This is a genomic window from Candidatus Nanopelagicales bacterium (genome assembly GCA_037045355.1).
In the GTDB taxonomy this organism is placed as follows: Bacteria; Actinomycetota; Actinomycetes; order S36-B12.
Genome location: JBAOHO010000022.1, coordinates 46,558 through 63,301 on the forward strand (window position 1 = coordinate 46,558; position 16,744 = coordinate 63,301).

16 protein-coding genes are annotated in these 16,744 nt (G+C 64.0%); 12 read left to right on the plus strand and 4 right to left on the minus strand.

The window, feature by feature from the left end:
* The first annotated feature begins 145 nt into the window (after window positions 1–145).
* Window positions 146–1,810, plus strand: coding sequence for an ATPase, T2SS/T4P/T4SS family (locus tag V9E98_12220; protein MEI2717730.1), 1,665 nt, complete (start codon window positions 146–148; stop codon window positions 1,808–1,810).
* Between the two features lie 76 nt (window positions 1,811–1,886).
* On the opposite strand, the gene V9E98_12225 is transcribed toward V9E98_12220, so the two are convergent.
* A complete protein-coding gene (locus V9E98_12225; protein MEI2717731.1) occupies window positions 1,887–2,048 on the minus strand; it encodes a hypothetical protein in 162 nt (53 codons plus the stop codon).
* Here V9E98_12225 and V9E98_12230 point away from each other — a divergent pair.
* The 3 genes from V9E98_12230 (at window position 2,047) to V9E98_12240 (ending at window position 5,673) form a co-directional block, all read left to right on the plus strand.
* Window positions 2,047–3,264: a type IV pilus twitching motility protein PilT gene (locus V9E98_12230; GenBank protein MEI2717732.1), complete on the plus strand. Its 1,218-nt coding sequence runs from the start codon at window positions 2,047–2,049 to the stop codon at window positions 3,262–3,264. The genes V9E98_12225 and V9E98_12230 overlap by 2 nt on opposite strands.
* Before the next feature lie 5 nt (window positions 3,265–3,269).
* Window positions 3,270–4,493 carry a type II secretion system F family protein gene (locus tag V9E98_12235; GenBank protein ID MEI2717733.1) on the plus strand — a complete coding sequence of 408 codons (1,224 nt, stop codon included), beginning with the start codon at window positions 3,270–3,272 and terminating at the stop codon, window positions 4,491–4,493.
* 283 nt (window positions 4,494–4,776) lie between these two features.
* On the plus strand, window positions 4,777–5,673 hold the full coding sequence (locus V9E98_12240) for a phosphatidylinositol mannoside acyltransferase (protein MEI2717734.1): 897 nt from the start codon (window positions 4,777–4,779) through the stop codon (window positions 5,671–5,673).
* A 9-nt stretch (window positions 5,674–5,682) separates the two neighbouring features.
* Here the strand turns inward: V9E98_12240 and V9E98_12245 are convergent, their stop codons facing one another.
* The 3 genes from V9E98_12245 to V9E98_12255 are packed head-to-tail and all read right to left on the minus strand — an operon-like array spanning window position 5,683 to window position 9,493.
* Window positions 5,683–6,717, minus strand: a complete 1,035-nt coding sequence (locus V9E98_12245) for a beta-eliminating lyase-related protein (GenBank protein MEI2717735.1) — start codon at window positions 6,715–6,717, stop codon at window positions 5,683–5,685.
* A complete protein-coding gene (locus V9E98_12250) occupies window positions 6,714–7,409 on the minus strand; it encodes an SDR family oxidoreductase (GenBank protein ID MEI2717736.1) in 696 nt (231 codons plus the stop codon). The genes V9E98_12245 and V9E98_12250 overlap by 4 nt, the downstream gene beginning before the upstream one ends.
* Window positions 7,406–9,493 (minus strand): DUF6421 family protein, encoded by a 2,088-nt coding sequence (locus tag V9E98_12255; protein MEI2717737.1) that lies wholly within the window; start codon window positions 9,491–9,493, stop codon window positions 7,406–7,408. Before V9E98_12255 ends, V9E98_12250 begins: the two co-directional genes overlap by 4 nt.
* 154 nt (window positions 9,494–9,647) lie before the next feature.
* Between V9E98_12255 and V9E98_12260 the strand changes: the two genes are divergently transcribed.
* From V9E98_12260 to V9E98_12295, 8 genes are all read left to right on the plus strand, one after another.
* The gene (locus V9E98_12260) at window positions 9,648–11,444 is read left to right on the plus strand and encodes a TIGR03767 family metallophosphoesterase (protein ID MEI2717738.1); all 1,797 of its coding nucleotides are present in this window, start codon (window positions 9,648–9,650) and stop codon (window positions 11,442–11,444) included.
* A complete protein-coding gene (locus V9E98_12265; protein ID MEI2717739.1) occupies window positions 11,441–11,791 on the plus strand; it encodes a hypothetical protein in 351 nt (116 codons plus the stop codon). The genes V9E98_12260 and V9E98_12265 overlap by 4 nt, the downstream gene beginning before the upstream one ends.
* Entirely contained in the window at window positions 11,788–12,498 is a 711-nt protein-coding gene (locus V9E98_12270; protein ID MEI2717740.1) for a hypothetical protein, read from the plus strand. Before V9E98_12265 ends, V9E98_12270 begins: the two co-directional genes overlap by 4 nt.
* 200 nt (window positions 12,499–12,698) lie before the next feature.
* Complete coding sequence (locus tag V9E98_12275; protein ID MEI2717741.1) at window positions 12,699–13,109, plus strand: prepilin-type N-terminal cleavage/methylation domain-containing protein; 411 nt, start codon at window positions 12,699–12,701, stop codon at window positions 13,107–13,109.
* Window positions 13,110–13,291: 182 nt separating this feature from the next.
* Complete coding sequence (locus V9E98_12280; GenBank protein ID MEI2717742.1) at window positions 13,292–13,678, plus strand: prepilin-type N-terminal cleavage/methylation domain-containing protein; 387 nt, start codon at window positions 13,292–13,294, stop codon at window positions 13,676–13,678.
* Window positions 13,668–15,068 carry a hypothetical protein gene (locus tag V9E98_12285; protein ID MEI2717743.1) on the plus strand — a complete coding sequence of 467 codons (1,401 nt, stop codon included), beginning with the start codon at window positions 13,668–13,670 and terminating at the stop codon, window positions 15,066–15,068. The genes V9E98_12280 and V9E98_12285 overlap by 11 nt, the downstream gene beginning before the upstream one ends.
* Window positions 15,061–15,738, plus strand: a complete 678-nt coding sequence (locus V9E98_12290) for a prepilin-type N-terminal cleavage/methylation domain-containing protein (GenBank protein MEI2717744.1) — start codon at window positions 15,061–15,063, stop codon at window positions 15,736–15,738. Before V9E98_12285 ends, V9E98_12290 begins: the two co-directional genes overlap by 8 nt.
* A gap of 14 nt (window positions 15,739–15,752) precedes the next feature.
* The gene (locus tag V9E98_12295; protein MEI2717745.1) at window positions 15,753–16,601 is read left to right on the plus strand and encodes a hypothetical protein; all 849 of its coding nucleotides are present in this window, start codon (window positions 15,753–15,755) and stop codon (window positions 16,599–16,601) included.
* The last annotated feature ends 143 nt before the right edge of the window (window positions 16,602–16,744 follow it).

Below are 16,744 nucleotides of genomic sequence, written 5' to 3' on the forward strand. Positions count from 1 at the left end.
TGACGTCCTGCCGCACAATAAGCCGTCCGGGCGTTTTCGGTCCGGCACGATCCACAGGGGGTACTTGCCGCGAGTGGACGCATCGGTACAGGCCTGAAGCGGCAGCGCCGATGACCTACTCAGAGGCGTCTGTGAGGAGGGTGGTGTGGCCCAACTCGGAGAAATCCTGCTCTCGCAGAACATCATCACTGCCGAGCAGTTGCAGGTCGCCCAAGAACAGCAGCAGCGCACCGGCAAGATGCTCGGTCGGATCCTCGTCGATCAGGGCGCGCTCACCGAGCCGCAACTCGTCTCGGCCCTCGCGACTCAGATCGGGCTGCCCTTCGTCGATCTGAGTGACACCGTCATCGACGGTTCAGCCGTCGGTCGCCTGTCCGGGGGAGTTGCCCGCCGACACCACGTCCTGCCGCTGGGCATCGAAGACGGACACCTCGTGCTCGCCATGGCCGACCCCGCCAACGTGGTCGCACGCGACGATGTGCGGTCGTTGACCGGAATGGACATCCGCGTGGTCGTGGCCACCCGGCACGACGTCGATGCCGCGATCGAGCGGGCCTACCGCGCCGACTCCGACCTCGACGATCTCACGTCCGTCATCGACTCCCAAGAAGCCGAAGAGGATCTGGACAACCTCCATGCGGTGGTCGACGACGCCCCCATCGTCAAGTTCGTGAACCTGCTGATCACGCAGGGCATCGCGGACGGGGCCAGCGACATCCACCTGGAACCCAACGAGAATGATCTGCTCGTCCGGTTCCGGATCGACGGAGTCCTGCACGAGATGATGCGTTCGCCGCGCAACATCCACAACGGCGTGGTCAGCCGACTGAAGATCATGGCCGAGATGAACATCGCGGAGCGCCGCCTGCCCCAAGACGGTCGGCTGTCGGTGTCCGCGCACGGCAAGAAGGTCGACCTGCGCGTCGCCACCCTGCCGACTGTGTGGGGCGAGACCGTCGTCATGCGGATCCTCGACAACTCAACCGCCCGGTTGAACCTGTCCCAACTGGGGTTCAGCCCCGAGAACTACGAGCGATACTCGCAGTCGTTCACCAAGCCGTACGGGATGATCCTCGTCGTCGGACCGACGGGCTCCGGCAAGTCCACGACGCTGTACGCGACTTTGAACATCATCAACCGGCCCGAGGTCAACATCATCACCGTCGAGGATCCGGTGGAGTACCGGCTGCCGGGTGTCTCCCAGATCCAGACCAACCAGAAAGCCGGCCTCACCTTCGCCTCGGCGCTGCGGTCGATCCTGCGCAGCGACCCCGACATCGTGCTGATCGGCGAGATCCGCGACCACGAGACCGCCCGGATCGCGATCGAGGCGTCGCTGACCGGACACCTCGTCCTGACGACTCTGCACACCAACGATGCCCCAAGCGCCGCCACCCGGTTGGTCGAGATGGGCATCGAGCCGTTCCTGGTCGGATCGGCGCTGGACTGTGTGCTCGCCCAGCGGTTGGCGCGGCGACTGTGCTCCAGCTGCAAGGAGGAGTACAAGCCGACGCCCGAGACCCTCAAGGCGGCCAACTTCCCGTGGGATCCGTCGGGACCGGTGCCCAAGTTGTTCCGGGCGCGTGGCTGCCCCAAATGCGCCAACACCGGATACCGGGGGCGGCTCGCGCTGCACGAAGTCATGCAGATGAGCGAGACCTTGGAGCGGATGGCGGTGGAACGTGCCACCACAGCCGAGATGACGTCCGCGGCCAGAGCCGAGGGAATGCAGTCACTGCGCCTCGACGGGATGGCCAAGGTGCTCGGGGGCGTGACGAGTCTGGACGAGGTACTGCGGGTGGTCTTGTGAGACGCCGACCGACGAGGCGCCGAGCTAGCCGGAGACCGTGATCGCTCAAGGAATCGCGAGATTCGACCGATGGCTCTCAGGAGTAGGGAGGTCTGATGTCGGCTCCCCAGTTCCAGCCGCCTGCGTCAGGCGTGAAACACAGCCCCCCTCCGGCCGCCCCGCCGCCGGCTTCTCCGCGCTTCGCAGCACCGCCGCCGCCCATGCCCGCGACCACCGCTCGCCCCACAACAACCGCCATGCCGCCCCCGACGGCTACCCAGAGACCACCCGTCGGGTTGGGGCGGGCCGCCCCAGCAGCGCCGGCCCAGGGATCCGCTGAGTTCGCCGAACCCCAGGTCGGGGAGGACGCCTACAAGCGCGCCAGCACGGAGGCACAGGCCGAGGAGAACGACATCTCGCTGCCTGAGGTCCTCGACACGATGATCGATCGCAAGGCATCCGACCTGCATCTCAGTGTCGGTTCCCATCCGACCATCCGGGTGCACGGCTCCTTGATTCAGTTGGAGGAGTACCCACTGCTCGACGCCGGAATGATCCAGCGCACCATGTACGGGGCGATCACCCAGACCCAGCGGGAGAGGTTCGAGGAGGAACTCGAACTCGACTTCTCGTACACGCTGCCCGATCGCGGCCGGTTCCGCGTGAACATGTACAAGCAGAAGGATGCCGTCGGTGCTGCCTTCCGGCTGATCCCGTTCGAGATCAAGTCCCTGGAGGCTCTGGGGATCCCGCCTGCCGTGCGGGAGTTCGCCACCATGCCCCGCGGTTTCGTGCTCGTGACCGGGCCGACGGGCTCCGGCAAGTCCACGACCCTCGCGGCGTTGATCGACTATGCGAACCGCACCCGCGAAGAGCACATCATGACTGTCGAGGATCCGATCGAGTTCCTCCACGAACACAAGAAGTGCCTGGTCAATCAGCGCGAGGTCGGCACGGACACCACGTCGTTCAACCAGGCACTCAAGCATGTGCTGCGGCAGGACCCGGACATCATCCTCGTCGGTGAGATGCGCGACCTGGAGACCATCTCGGTGGCTCTGACAGCAGCGGAGACCGGCCACCTGGTGTTCGCCACCCTGCACACCCAAGACGCCGCCCAGACCATCGACCGTGTCATCGACGTGTTCCCGCCCCACCAGCAACAGCAGGTCCGGCAGCAGTTGGCGGGCGCTTTGCAGGGAGTTGTGTGCCAGACCCTGTGCAAGACCCTCGACGGTAAGGGCCGTGTCGTGGCCACCGAGGTTCTGGTCGTGACGCCGGCAGTGCGCAACTTGATCCGGGAGGGCAAGACGCACCAGATCTACTCGGCGATGCAGGCCGGCCAGCAGCACGGCATGCACACCATGGACCAGCATCTGGCGAAACTCGTCCGCGAGGGTCGCATCACCTATGAAGCGGGCATCGAGAAGTGCCATCATCTTCCCGACTACAACAAGTTGTGCGGGAAGGGTTGATCGCCATGGCCAGCACCGCCACGTACGAGTACCAGGTCCGGGATCACACCGGCAAGATCGTCAAGGGCAAGATCGACGCCGAGTCCCCGGCCATGGTGGCAAACAAGCTCACTTCCATGGGTTACGCCCCCATCTCGATCGAGGAATCCGGCAAGGGACTCAACCGCGAACTCAAGATCCCTGGCCTGGGGGAGAAGGTCGGGCTGAAGGACCTGGCGGTCATGTGCCGCCAGTTCGCGACCATGATCAACTCCGGACTGACTCTGCTGCGGGCGTTGAGCGTGCTGGAGGAACAGACCGAGAACAAGGCGCTGGCCAAGGTCATCGGCGAAGTGCGATCCGACGTCGAAGTCGGCAACTCGCTGTCGTCCTCACTGGCCAAACACGACAACGTGTTCCCGCCGTTGATGATCAACATGGTCAAGGCGGGCGAAGTCGGCGGATTCCTCGATTCCACGCTGCTGCAGATCGCCGCGAACTTCGAGGCCGAGGTCAAACTGCGCCAGAAGGTGAAGTCGGCGATGACCTACCCGGTCGTCGTCTTCGTCATGGCGATCTTGGCCCTCGTGGCCATGCTGCTGTTCATCGTGCCGGTGTTCGAGGGCCTGTTCTCCGAGTTGGGGGGGGAGTTGCCCCTTCCGACTCGAATCCTGGTCACACTCTCCGCGATCCTCAAGATCCTGATGCCGTTCCTCATCGTGTTTGCGATCGTGGCGGCAGTGCTTTGGCGCAAGTACAAGAACAATCCACGAGTGCGTGACGTTGTTGACCCTGCCAAGTTGAAGACACCTATCTTCGGGAAGTTGTTTCAGAAGATAGCTCTGAGCCGGTTCAGCAGGAACCTGGGCTCGATGATCGCTGCCGGCGTGCCCATCCTGCAAGCCCTGGACATCGTGGCCGACACCTCAGGCAACGTGGTCATTGCACGGGCAGTTCACGAGGTCAAGGATTCGGTGCGGGCAGGGGAGCCGTTGGCCCGTCCATTACTTCAGCATCCGGTCTTCCCACCGATGGTGGTGCAGATGATGGCCGTCGGCGAGGACACCGGTTCGCTCGACGCCATGCTGGCCAAGATCAGCGAGTTCTACGACCAAGAAGTGGAAGCGACTACTGACGCCCTCACCTCACTCATCGAACCGCTGATGATTGCGGTTGTCGGCGGAATCGTGGGCGCCATGATCATCGCCTTGTACTTGCCCATCTTCAAGATCTTCGAGTTGATCGAGTAAGGGGATTCCCCACGCTCAAGGAAGACCGGCAAGAAGACCGCTCTTCGGTCGCCCCGCTTCAGGCGGCGAGGAGACACGCAACACGGAGGCGACTGGGGCCTGTCCCGGACGCGATGTAGGCCGCCTATGGGCCCGGACGACGCGCCGTCCTTGGGCGGAGTTCAGCGAAGGGAACTAGTGTGACCACATGGCCCTTGGAGTAGACACGCCGTCGGCTGTGGCCGCACCTTCTGGCCTCGGTTCACCCCGCTGGCGACGCCGCGCTCAATCTGGCCGAGATACCTTGTCCGAAGCGATCGCGTACTACTCGTTTTCTTCTGCCTGGGCCATTCTGAAGAGAACGCCGGAGAAGCAGGCGAGGAAGATATTCTCGCTTGCCGCCGACAGAAGCTGGAAGAGAAACACTCCGGGCGTGCAGCAATACCGCAAGAATCTGGAGCGAGTGCTGCCGGACGGCACTTCGAAACAAGCGCTGGAGAAGATAACCCGCGATGGCGTGCAGTCATATGCCCGTTATTGGTGCGAGATGTTCCAGATGCCGACCTGGTCCGACGAACGCGTCCTCAGCATAGTCGTCAAAGACCTCGACATCGTCACCCGGGAACTGCAGCGTCCCCCTGCGCCGGTCTGCGTGGGCCCGCATTCGGGCAACTATGACCAAGCCGCGGCATATGTGTCACTGCACTACGGTGCCATGTGCACCGTGGTCGAAAGGCTCAAGCCCTACAAGCTCTACGATCGCTTCACCAAAGAACGCGAGAAATACAACATGGAGGTCATCCCCTCCGGAGCTCCTGACGCGTTGGACACCCTTATCACGAGGGCAAAGGCAGGGACTCTCGTCGCGTTCACGGGGGAGCGGGACTTGTCCAAGAGGGGCATCGAGGTGGAGTTCTTCGGCGAGAAGACTCGAATACCTGCCGGACCAGCCCTCATCGCCTACGAGGCCAAGTCCAAGATCATTCCGGCTTCTTTCTACTACAACGAGGATTCGAAGGCCGCCTGTGACGTGTTCGATCCCATTGACATCGACTTCAGCCTGGATAAGACCGCCGCAGTACAGAAGGCGACCCAAGAATGGGCCAACCAGATCAGCGTTGGTATTGCCGAGAACCCACAGGACTGGCACATGTTCCAGCCACTGTGGCTGAAGGATCTCAAGCCCCGCCCGCGCCGCTAGAAGCAGGGATCAAGCGCCTACCTCGGCGCGGATGGCTGTCGCGAACTGGTCGATGTCCTGTTCGGTGGTGTCCCACGAACACATCCATCGAACCTCGCCCGTGGCGGGATCCCAGGTGTAGAAGCGGAAGCGTTGCTGAAGCCTTTCGGTGACATCCGCGGGCAGGACGGCGAACACCGAGTTCGCGCGTGGTTCGCGGGTGACGCTCACTCCGGGGATATCGGCGACGGCCCGGTACAGACGCTGGGCCATGGCATTCGAATGGCGGGCGTTGCGCAGCCACAGGTCATCGGTCAGCAGGGCCACCAACTGGGCGCTGATGAACCGCATCTTGCTGGCCAACTGCATCGCCGACTTGCGCAGGAACGGGACGCCGGGGACGTCCTCGGGATCGAGCACGACGATCGCCTCCGCGCCCATGGCGCCGTTCTTCGTGCCCCCGAACGACACGGCGTCGACTCCGATATCCGTGGTGAAGGCCCGGAACGGCACGTCGAGCGCGGCAGCGGCGTTGGCGATACGAGCCCCATCGAGATGCACCCGCATGCCGAGGGACCGGGCGTGCGCCACCAGCACGGTCAGCTCGGAGAGCGAGTACAGCGTGCCCAACTCCGTCGACTGCGTGACGCTCAGCACGGTGGGTTGGGCGCGATGCACATCGCCGTAGCCCCACGCCTGGGTGTCCAACAGGTCGGGCGTGAGTTTGCCGTCCTCGGTCGGGATCTGCCACAACTTCAGTCCGGCGACCTTCTCCGGAGCTCCGCCTTCGTCGACGTTGACATGCGCCGACTGGGCGCAGACGACCGCCTCCCACGGTCGCGCCATGGCCTGCAAGGCAACGACGTTCGCACCGGTGCCGTTGAAGACGGGGAAGACCTCCGCGGTGTCACCGAAGTGCGCCTTCATCAGTGAGCCGAGTTGGGCGGTGGTCTCGTCGTCGCCGTACGCGGGCTGGTGACCGACGTTGACGTGCTCCAGGGCGGCCATGACATCGGGATGAACGCCGGCGTAGTTGTCGCTGGCGAAGCCACGTTCGGCCGTCATGCGGTGAGGTCCAGGTAGGTGTCGCTGCCCCGCGAGTCATCGTGGAGCAGGCCCGCGATGGCAGTCGCGAGCGCTGTGGTGTCGGTGTAGCCCTTGAAGGCACGGTCGGGGTTGGCGTCACGCGTGGCCTGATCCACCAGGGCCATGACGGCGACGATGAACGCGCGTGCGTCGGTCCCGTCGAACGTCGCACCCAGTGAGCGCACCCACGACTCGGCCGCGGACTTGGTGCTCGCGTAGGCAGCGTTCGTCGCCGACGGCTTGCGCACAGCAGTGCTGGTGACCATCACGTACCGGCCGTGAGGCGCAGTTGCCAGGGTTTCCCGGAATGCCACGGACGTGGTCTGGACTGTCCCTACGATGCCTGGGAACAGTTCGTTCCACTGCTCGATCGACTGGGCGTCGACGGTGTCGGCGCCGCGCCAGCCACCCACCAGGTGGATCACTGCGTCCACTCGCCCATGACGTTCGAGCAGATCGTCGCGGAACGCTGCGACGGCGGACAGGTCGGTCAGGTCGACGACCAGCGCCTCAGCTGAACCACCGGCGGCTGTGATGGGGTCGACCGCTGCTTGGGCCAGGTCCAGCGCGCGATCCACCACGACGACGTGGGCTCGCTGGGCCAGCGACAAGGCGACGGCTCGGCCACCCATTCCGGCGCCGAGCACGACTGCGACGGGACGGTCGTTCATGCCGCCACCCCTGTCATGCCCTTGGTCGACTCGATCGTGTCGACGATCTTCTTGCGCAGCGCTTCGTAGAAGACGTTGAGGGGGAACTCGTCGGGGAGCACGGCATCGACGGCCGCCTTGGTCTCGGCGGGGATCGCGGAACCGCCCTGCGCCCACACGGATGAGGGATGCGGCGGGACGAGTCCGGCGACGAACGTGTGCGCGGCGAGCCAGTGACCCATCCGGCTGCGGTCGATGCCCTCGCGGTACAAGGCGTTCACTTCTTCGCACAAGGCGACGACGCAGTCCTGGACCTCATTCCAGTCGATGAACAACGTGTTGTCGGTCCAGTTCAGGACGCCGTGTTTGTGCAGCCAGGCGAACAGGATCTGACCACCGAGGCCGTCGTAGTTGCGGACCCGCTCGCCGGTGGTGGGGAAGCGGAACAGGCGGTCGAACAAGATGGCGTAGCGAACGTGGGGCGCCAGCGTCACGCCCTTCTGTTCGAGCACAGCGGTCTCGCGGTAAGTGTTCAGATCGCAGCGCAGTTCCTCGAGCGCGTACATCCAATAGGGCATGCGCTGCTTGATCATGAACGGGTCGAACGGCAGGTCGCCGTGACTGTGGGTGCGGTCGTGGACCAGGTCCCACAGCACGAACGTCTCCTGAGCGAGTTGCTGATCGTTGAGCAGCAGCTCGGCGTCCGGCGGCAGGGCCAGACCGAGGATGTCCGCAGACGCGGCCGACACCGTACGGAATCGGGCGGCTTCGCGGTCGCAGAAGATGCCACCCCACGTGAACTTCGCGGTCTCCCGCGTGGCGACGGTCTCCGGGAACAGCACGGCCGAGTGGGTGTCGTAGCCGGCGGTGAAGGCCACGAACTCGATCGGGACGAACGCCGCATTGTCATAGGAGCCCGCCTCGATGTCCGCGATCCACTGCGGCCAGACGGTGCGGCTGATGACCGCCTCGACGTTGCGGTTCGGGTTGCCGTTCTGCGTGTACATGGGGAACACCGCGAGGTGTTCGATGCCGTTCTCACGCAGTTCTTCGGGATGGAACGTCATCAGCGAGTCGAAGAAGTCCGGCACTCCGAGGCCTTCGTCCGCCCACCGCCGGAAGTCGACGACGGTGGCGGCCAGGTGCTCGGCCTGGTGGGGGAAGTGGGGTGCCAGTTCCTCGATGGCCGACACGATGTCCGCGACCGCGGTCAAAGCGGTGTCACGGTCGGCTTCGGCGACCGAACCATCTTTGGCCTGCAGGGGGCGCAGGGTCTCGACGGCGGTGGCCAGTCGCTGCCAGGCGTCACTGTCGGCGGAGTCCGTGCGCTGGGCGGGCAATGCGGCGGGCCCGGCGATGGTCCATGTCACGAGGTTGTGCCACAACGTCAGGTGGTCGAGGTCGCCGATCGAGTCGTCGCCGAACAGGTCGGAGTCCGTGGCGACGACTACCCGCCCGAGGTCGGCTTCCACGCCGGCGATCAGGCCGGCCCCCGGGGGAGTCGCGGTGGGACTGGTGACGGCGAACAGCCAGCCACGGTCGTCGGCGTCGGGTTCGAGGAACAGGGTTCCGCCGCGGTACACGCATGCGGAGTTGACGCCGGCCCACACGTCCCAGTGGGAGTGGGCGACTGGCTGCGCGAGAACCCAAGTGGGGACGTCGCGGAACCGGTGGCCGGGGTCCTGCACGGTGGTGTTGTGCATCGTGACTCCGAACCGTGCGGCGATATCGGCGAGGTTGTTGCCGTACTTGGCCTGTTCGGTTTCACCCAGCAGCACCAGACCGCCGCCGCCGCGCACATGAGCCTCGATCGCGTCGATCTCGGCGGGGCTGTAGGTCGGGGATCCGATGCCGGTGGTCGCCTCCCAGTCGGCGGTTGAGCAGTGGGGGAGTACGAGGACGTCCACATCTGCCAGCGCCTCCGCGTCGAGGGGACCGTCGATGTGTGCGGTGGTGACGAGTCCCGCGGCGGTCAGTGATTCGGCGGCGCGCACATACCCGGCGTCGGCAGGGTTGCCCGGGTTCATCTGGACCGCGATCTCGGGTCGGGTGGACCATGCCTGCTGGTGAGCCTCGTCAATCAACACCCGTGCGTACGGTCGCATCTCGCCTCCTGAGTGGGTTACTTGCCGAGGGTATCGCCGCGCCATCGCGGTCCCAACCGCTGGCGAAGTCGGAGGCGACCGGGTGGTGCGTTCCGACTACTTGCGCGGGTCCGTTCTGGTAGGAACGGGTCGATACCGAACGAAAGGGCAACCGATGGCGGGTCTGTCACGACGGGGCTTCCTGGCCGCCACTTCCGGGCTCGCGGCGATGTGGGGCATGCCGTTCGGTGAACTGGGTAGCGCACTGGCTGCGCCCGCGACTAGAGGAGACGTCCCCACGACGTTGCTGCAGACCATCCGCCAGCGCACGGTGGGAAACAAGCAGTACCGCACGTTGGCCACCGCCGCCGGGGAGCCGTACATCCCCCGCTACGACCTGTTGGGGCGTGAGGGAAGCCCGGGACGAACGGGGAGTCGGCGCTCCATCGTCTACCTGGGGCACATGACGGACATTCACGTCATCGACGCGCAATCACCCGCCCGTCTCGAGCCGTTGATGGCCCAAAGCCCCGGCACGTGGCAGGGCGCGATCCGTCCCCAGGACACGATGTCCGTCAACGTTCAGGCGCAGATGATCGCCGCCATGACGGCCGCCAAGTACAGCCCGCTCACCGGCGCTCCGATGGCCGCGGTGTACAACACCGGCGACAGCGCCGACCAGCACTCGACCCTGGAGCTGCGCTGGTACATCGACAACATGGACGGCGTCCCGATCACCCCCAACAGCGGTCTCGTCGGTCAGTACGAGGGCCCGCAGGTGTGGGAGGAGGCCATCTACGCCTGGCACCCGGAGGATCCCGACAGCGACCAGTTCGGTGCCTATGGGTTCCCTCGAGTCGAGGGCCTGCTCACGGCCGCCGTGTCTCAGAATGTGGCCTCGCGGGGGCTGCCGATCCCCTGGTACGCGGTGTACGGCAATCACGACACGCTGTACTTCGGCGCCTTCGAGATCGGTGAGGCGTTGCGAGCGCTCGCGGTCGGGGATCGCAAACCGGCCCTGTATCCGGCGTTGGGTCAGTTGTACTTCGACGGGTTGCGCAGCGAGAGCAACGTTCTGGCCCGGCTGGAACATGTGCTGACCACGAACTTCGGGCGCCAGGACGGCATCAGGGCCGTGACACCTGACCCGAAGCGCAAGATGTTCGACCAACTGCAGTTCATGGCCGAGCACTTCACCACCCAACCGAACCCCGGCCCGATCGGGCACGGGTTCACGCAGGACAACCTCGACACCGGTAAGACCTTCTGGGCTGCCGACATCGGCCCGCACCTGCGACTGTTCGGTCTCGACACCTGCAATCAGGTGATGGGCGCCGACGGAGCCGTGCCGCAGTCGCAGTTCGACTGGCTGCGCGACGAACTCGCCGCGGCCCGCGATGAGAACAAGATGGCGATCGTCATCAGCCACCACAACAGCAAGACGCTGGAGAACAAGGCTGTCGCGACAGTGGGGGAGTCGGAGCCGCTGATCAACACCGAACAGTTCATCGACATGCTGCTGGACTATCCCAATGTGATCGCCTGGTCGAACGGTCACACCCACATCAACACGATCGTGGCCCACCCCCGAGCCAACGGGAAGGGCGGCTTCTGGGAGGTCACAGCGGCCTCCTGCATCGACTACCCCCAGCAGCAGCAACTGCTCGAAGTGGTCGACAACCGCGACGGCACCATCTCGATCTTCGCCACGACGCTCGACCACATGAGTCCCGCGACCTGGACGCCGGGGGACTTCTCCCAAGAGGGCCTGGCGTCTCTGAGTCGGGAGTTGGCGTCCAACGACTGGACCGCGAACCCGCTCATGCGTCTCGGCTCGCCATTGGACCGCAACGTCGAACTCCTGCTGCCGGCGCCGTTCGACATGGAGACCATCACCGACGCGGCCCTGGAGAAGGAAACCATGGCCCGCAAGGCACGACTGGTGGCCAACGAGCGAGCAGGTGCGGCATGAATCGGATACTGATCGGTGCTGGCGTCGCTGCGCTGGCGTTTCTGCCGGGGTGCTCGAACCTGGGCACCCAGATCGCGACTCTGCAGCCAGTCGCCGGTGACGCGATCACCGGGCTGAACATCGCTGCCAACGACGTGTTGCTGCGTGAGAAGGTCGACATCCTGGTCGCCCCGGTGTGCACCTATGAGCCGGAGACCTACACCTGCACCGGGACCACGGTGAAGGGCGACGAGATTCTCGTGACCGCGCAAGGTGCGAAACCGACGACGTTCACCGTTTCGGTGGGTGGGGCGTCCATCTACGACGGACCCGTTGACGCTGTGATCAAGAGAGCGGGACAGCGATGAGCACCACTGATGCGACCGAAACCCCGGTGACCCCCGCCGAGCCTCAACAGCCCAGGCACTACGGGTTCTCGGTGCTGCTGTCGGGATTCGCGCGAATGTGGCGGGCATGGCTGCCGGCGATCATCGTCATCGTGGCCAATGCCGTGGCTCAAGCGCTGTTCGTGATGACGAATCCGCAGGTGTCCTGGGAGCCGACGTTCATCCTGCTGCTGATCGGATCGATCCTGGTGTTCCTGGTCACCGGAGCAGTGCTGACGGCGGGCGCGTTCGAGTCGGTGACCCAACGCGTGCCGGTCGGGTTGGCGTTCAGCCGGGCCAATCGGCACTTCTGGCTCTACAGCATCTGGGTGATCCTGCAGACCGTGGTGGTACTGATCGGGACGGCCTTCTACCGCTGGCCCGGGGTTCTGCTCGCCTGGTTGACCGTGTTCATCCCGATCGCGGCGATCGACGGGCAGCGCAACGCCCTGGGGGCGAACTTCCGAGCCATTTGGTCGCACCCCTTCCGCTGGATCATCACGGGCATCATCATCGCCGTGTTCCTGGTCTTCGGGTTCTTGTTCGGCGCCTTGAACGGCTTCTTCATCGGTGGTGTCGTGGGGTCTTTCGTCGCGACGTTGGTGGCGGGATTCTTCGCCTGGTGGTGGCTGACCGCCTGGGCCTGCCTCTACCGCAGCCGACGCGGCGCCCCTGCCGATCAGGCGTGAATCCGGCTCCCTCGTAGTCCTATCGGATAGGGACAGTTAGTCCCATTTCGGACCTTCACTGTGAGGTGACACTCTGTGACGTCCTGATTACGGACAGTTTCTCGCTCAGGTTACAGAAACCCCCTCGGGTACCCGATGGTGATTGTGTCATTGCCCTTATTCATTCATGGGGCACTTGGTAACAAGTGAAAGGAACGATCATGTTTGATCGTCTGAGCAAGAGAAGGGGAGACGCGGGCTTCACGCTCATCGAGCTCCTCGTAGTCATGATCATCATTGGAATCCTCGCAGCGATCGGTATCCCGATCTTCCTGAGCCAGCGGGCCAAGGCTCGTGACACTGCCACCCAGGCCGACGTGTCAACGGTTGGCAAGGAAATCGCGACCTACTACGTTGACAACGTGGGCGCGCCACCCGTTGTGACGGTGGCGGCAGGCGAACTGCGCTTGGATGGCGTCAAGGTCGGCAACGCTTCAGACGGTACGGCGTTTGGCAACCAAACTGGTCTTACCTCGACGACTTGGTGCGTCTCGTTGACGAACCCCGAAGGCGATACTCCCACATACCGCTACTCTTCGGCGGGTGGCTTGGAGGCTGGAGCTTGCGCCTAAGTTAGCAAGTGGTGCAACTGGGGTGGAAGGTCTAGTGAGGCCTTCCACCCCAGTTGCATTCGGTCTGAGGATCGCGTCATGTTCGCGGTAAAGCAAGGGGGCGACTGTGACGATGCGAAAAGTGGGAGGTGATGATCGTGGAGCGTCGCCTTGGACCGTTCTGCCGTCCGCCCAGACGCCGCATGACTACGACGAAGAGATCAGTTTCGGACGCCGGGTTCACCCTCATGGAGTTGATCGTCTCCATGCTCATCTTGAGCCTCGTGATGATCGGTTTGACCGGCGTCTTCATCAGTTCGGCCAAGACAGTCGGCCAGGCCAAACAGCGACAACAGGCGACTGCCCTGGCGACCCAAACCCTTGAGCAACTGCGAGCGCTCCCGTATGACCTCATCGTTTCCGGTATCAACCAGACAACGACGGAGTTCGCGTCGGACATCCGAATCATCGACAAGGAGTCGACGCCGCGGCTAGCACCCGCCGGGTCCAGCATCAACGAGGAACTGGTACTCAACTCCACTGGCACAACGGCGCCGCTGAGCCCCCATATGCAGGTCGATGACGATTGAGAACACTACCTACACGATCGCGACCTACATCACCCAGGCAGATACTGAGCAGCCCGCCTATAACCTGACCGTGATCGTGACGTACGGAGTGAACTCCACCGATGCGCAGAACTCCGTCATTGAACGATCGACGAGTTACTCGCCGACTGGGTGTCTCTCCACTTCGACTCATCCCTTCTCGGGCCCATGTCAGCCGTCGTTCAGCGCCCAGGCGGGAATCACTGCCGGGAGCATCTCATTGGTTCCAGCAGGTGGCGAGGAAGGCGCCGACACGCAACTACTTGAGGACTTCGGCGTTGATTCCGCATCACTCGACCTACCCATGCTGAGCTCGTCGATGACGGTGGAGCAGACCTCGCGCGTGTCAGCACTTGCCCAGACAACCGGAGTCCGGACTTCTGTAGCCGGGACTGAGGCGTCAAAGGGTGGCCTCAGCCAAGTGGCTGAGGGTGACACCGACCCTTCATCTGAAGTGGGCGAGGCCGAGACCTTCGCAATCGCTCCCACCGATCCTGGGGTCCTATCCCCAACCGCCGGCACTGCAGGAAGCATCACCTTGACGCCGAGTACCGCTGACGACGGCTCTGGGTCAGCTTCGGTGTCCGGGGGCAGTTCCTGTCAGGCGCCACCCTCCGGTTCGCTGGTCCCCGGATCCCAACCCTGCGGCTCTGCCACAGTGGCCACCGGGGGGTCACCCAGTTCGATGTCGCTGACGCTTGCCGGCCTACCGCGGACGCTGCCGGCGTTCAACCTCGCCGAGGTTTCTGCTTCAGGCAGCACAAGCCGTTCCCTTGTTGGTCAGTTCGTCAGTTCCACGAGCTTCTGCTCCGGCTCCTCCCCGAACTGCGCCGTGGCATCGGTCTCACGAACACTCGGAGAAGTGAAGGTGGGGGGGCTGCCCGACACCACCACGGGCGACACGGGTCCCACGGGATTCGATCAGGTGGTTCGGGTGAACGGACTCGTCGATCAGGCGGTAGCTGAGTCTGGGATTGGGGCCCGAGAGCCATCCGCCAGTCGCACCGGGTCTCTGGAATTCTGGGACAGCGACACCGGCACCTACTCGACTGTGAGCCTGAACCAGACTCGGAACGTCAGTGGAAGCGTGAGCCGGACCTACGCATCGAACGATGATCAGGGCGTGCGGATCGACATTGACTATGTCATCGCCGTGCAGCCACCTCAGGAGTCGCAAGACACCTCATGCACCGCTGCCGGCACGCGGTGCACGACCGAGGTCACATCCGCACCCACCGTGCGGGCCGACCTGCGCTATCGCGTTTTCGAGGTGGACGGCTCAGAGTCCACGAACGTCACGTCATTCGCGGTCCTGGTCGACCTCGGCGGCATCTTGAGCCAGACCTCCTACGGGGCGAACCCTGATGCGTAAACCGACACTTGTCGCTGAGGCCGGTGCCAAACGCACGGGTGCCGGTGATGCGGGCGTGACCCTTATCGAGTTGCTGATCACGATGGCCGTATTCTCGCTGGTCATCGGACTGATCTTCCAGGGCGTGATCACGGTCCAGCGCATGGCTGAGGAGTCCCGACGCGACGCCGAATCCGTGAGCCAGCTTCGCCAAGGATTAGCGATCATCGACCGCCAGGTCAGGTCGGGCAATGTGCTCTACAGCCCAGGCGACGAAGACCAGGTCCTGTCCACCTGTGAGGGCACCGGAACCTCCGGTTCATGCATGCGTGTCTACACGCAGGCGAACGGCGATGAGCGCTGCGTCCAATGGCAGGTGATCGCCGACGCCGACGCACCCGGCACCAGTGCCTTGCGCATGAGGAGTTGGAGTCCCACCTGGCAGACGGACGGGCTTACGACGGGTTGGTCGACCGTCTCGCGAGGATTGGTCAACCCGGGTGAGGGCAACTGGCCCTTCACTCTCCAAGGCGGGACAAGCGCTTTCGCCTCCCGACTTCTGGACGTCAATCTGGGGGCTGTGGATCTGAACGATCCGTCCGAGAGTGACGAACTCAGCGCGTCGATTTCCGGACGTAACACCAACTACGGGTATGACGCGGGTCGCTGCAGTCCTGCGCCGACAGCATGAAGGAGGGCCGTCGCATGGCTGGTCACCGGATGCGTGAGGACTCTGGGGTTGCGCTCGTCGCCACGATGGGACTTGTGATGATGGTGGCAATCCTGATGATCACGATCGCGGCATTCGCGCTGCGCGAGGCGCGCCAATCGGGTCAGGATCGCCAACGGTCGTCAAGCGTCATGTCAGCGGAAGGGCAAGTCGACATCACGCTCGCGAAGATTCAAGGAACGGCGCGCGAGTCCCTACCGTGCGACGACACCGTCACCCAAACCGAAGCGCAGCCCGATGCGATCTCCGTTCAGACAGTGGTCACCTACTTCGATGGAGAAGCAGCCGCGACCTGCGAGGACGTCAGATCTGGTGCGGTCACGGTCGATCGCGCTCTGATCAAGTCAACGGCCACCAGCGCAGCTGTAGCGGACACCCGCCCCGCCCAACGCACCGTCGAGGTCTTGGTCAACATGAATCCGACCATGGAGAACGGCTTGGACAAGGCGATCTTCGGCAACACCGGGATCACCCTCGCCAATCGGGCCCAGGTCTTTGGGCGAGATGGTGCTGCAGATGCCGACCTCTACACGAATGGGAACTTCGTGTGCAGCAACAATCAGCAGTTCTTCGGCAGTGTCGTTGCGCAGGGCAGTATCTGCTGGGTCCAACACGTGCACGTTCGAAGTCGACGCCTGGTCACGGACCGGATTCACGGCGTCCAATCCCGGTGTGACCGTGAAGGGGAAAGTGCAGGTCTCCGCCGGCAACGTGTCGATCGTGCGAAACGCCAAAGTGAATGGAGTCGTACGAGCCAGTGGATCGATCTCGTGGGACGGGACCTGCCCCAACGCCGCGAAGTGCTTCCCCTATTCGCAAGTTGAAGCGCCGCCCGCACAGTCTTTCCCCGTCCTGAACTGGAGCAACGAAACCCGGGCACTGTGGGCGGCTGCGGGGTACACGGGCTACTACGAGAACCACGACTGCAACGTGACTGGCGATGCGAACGGTCCAGGCCGGTGGCTTA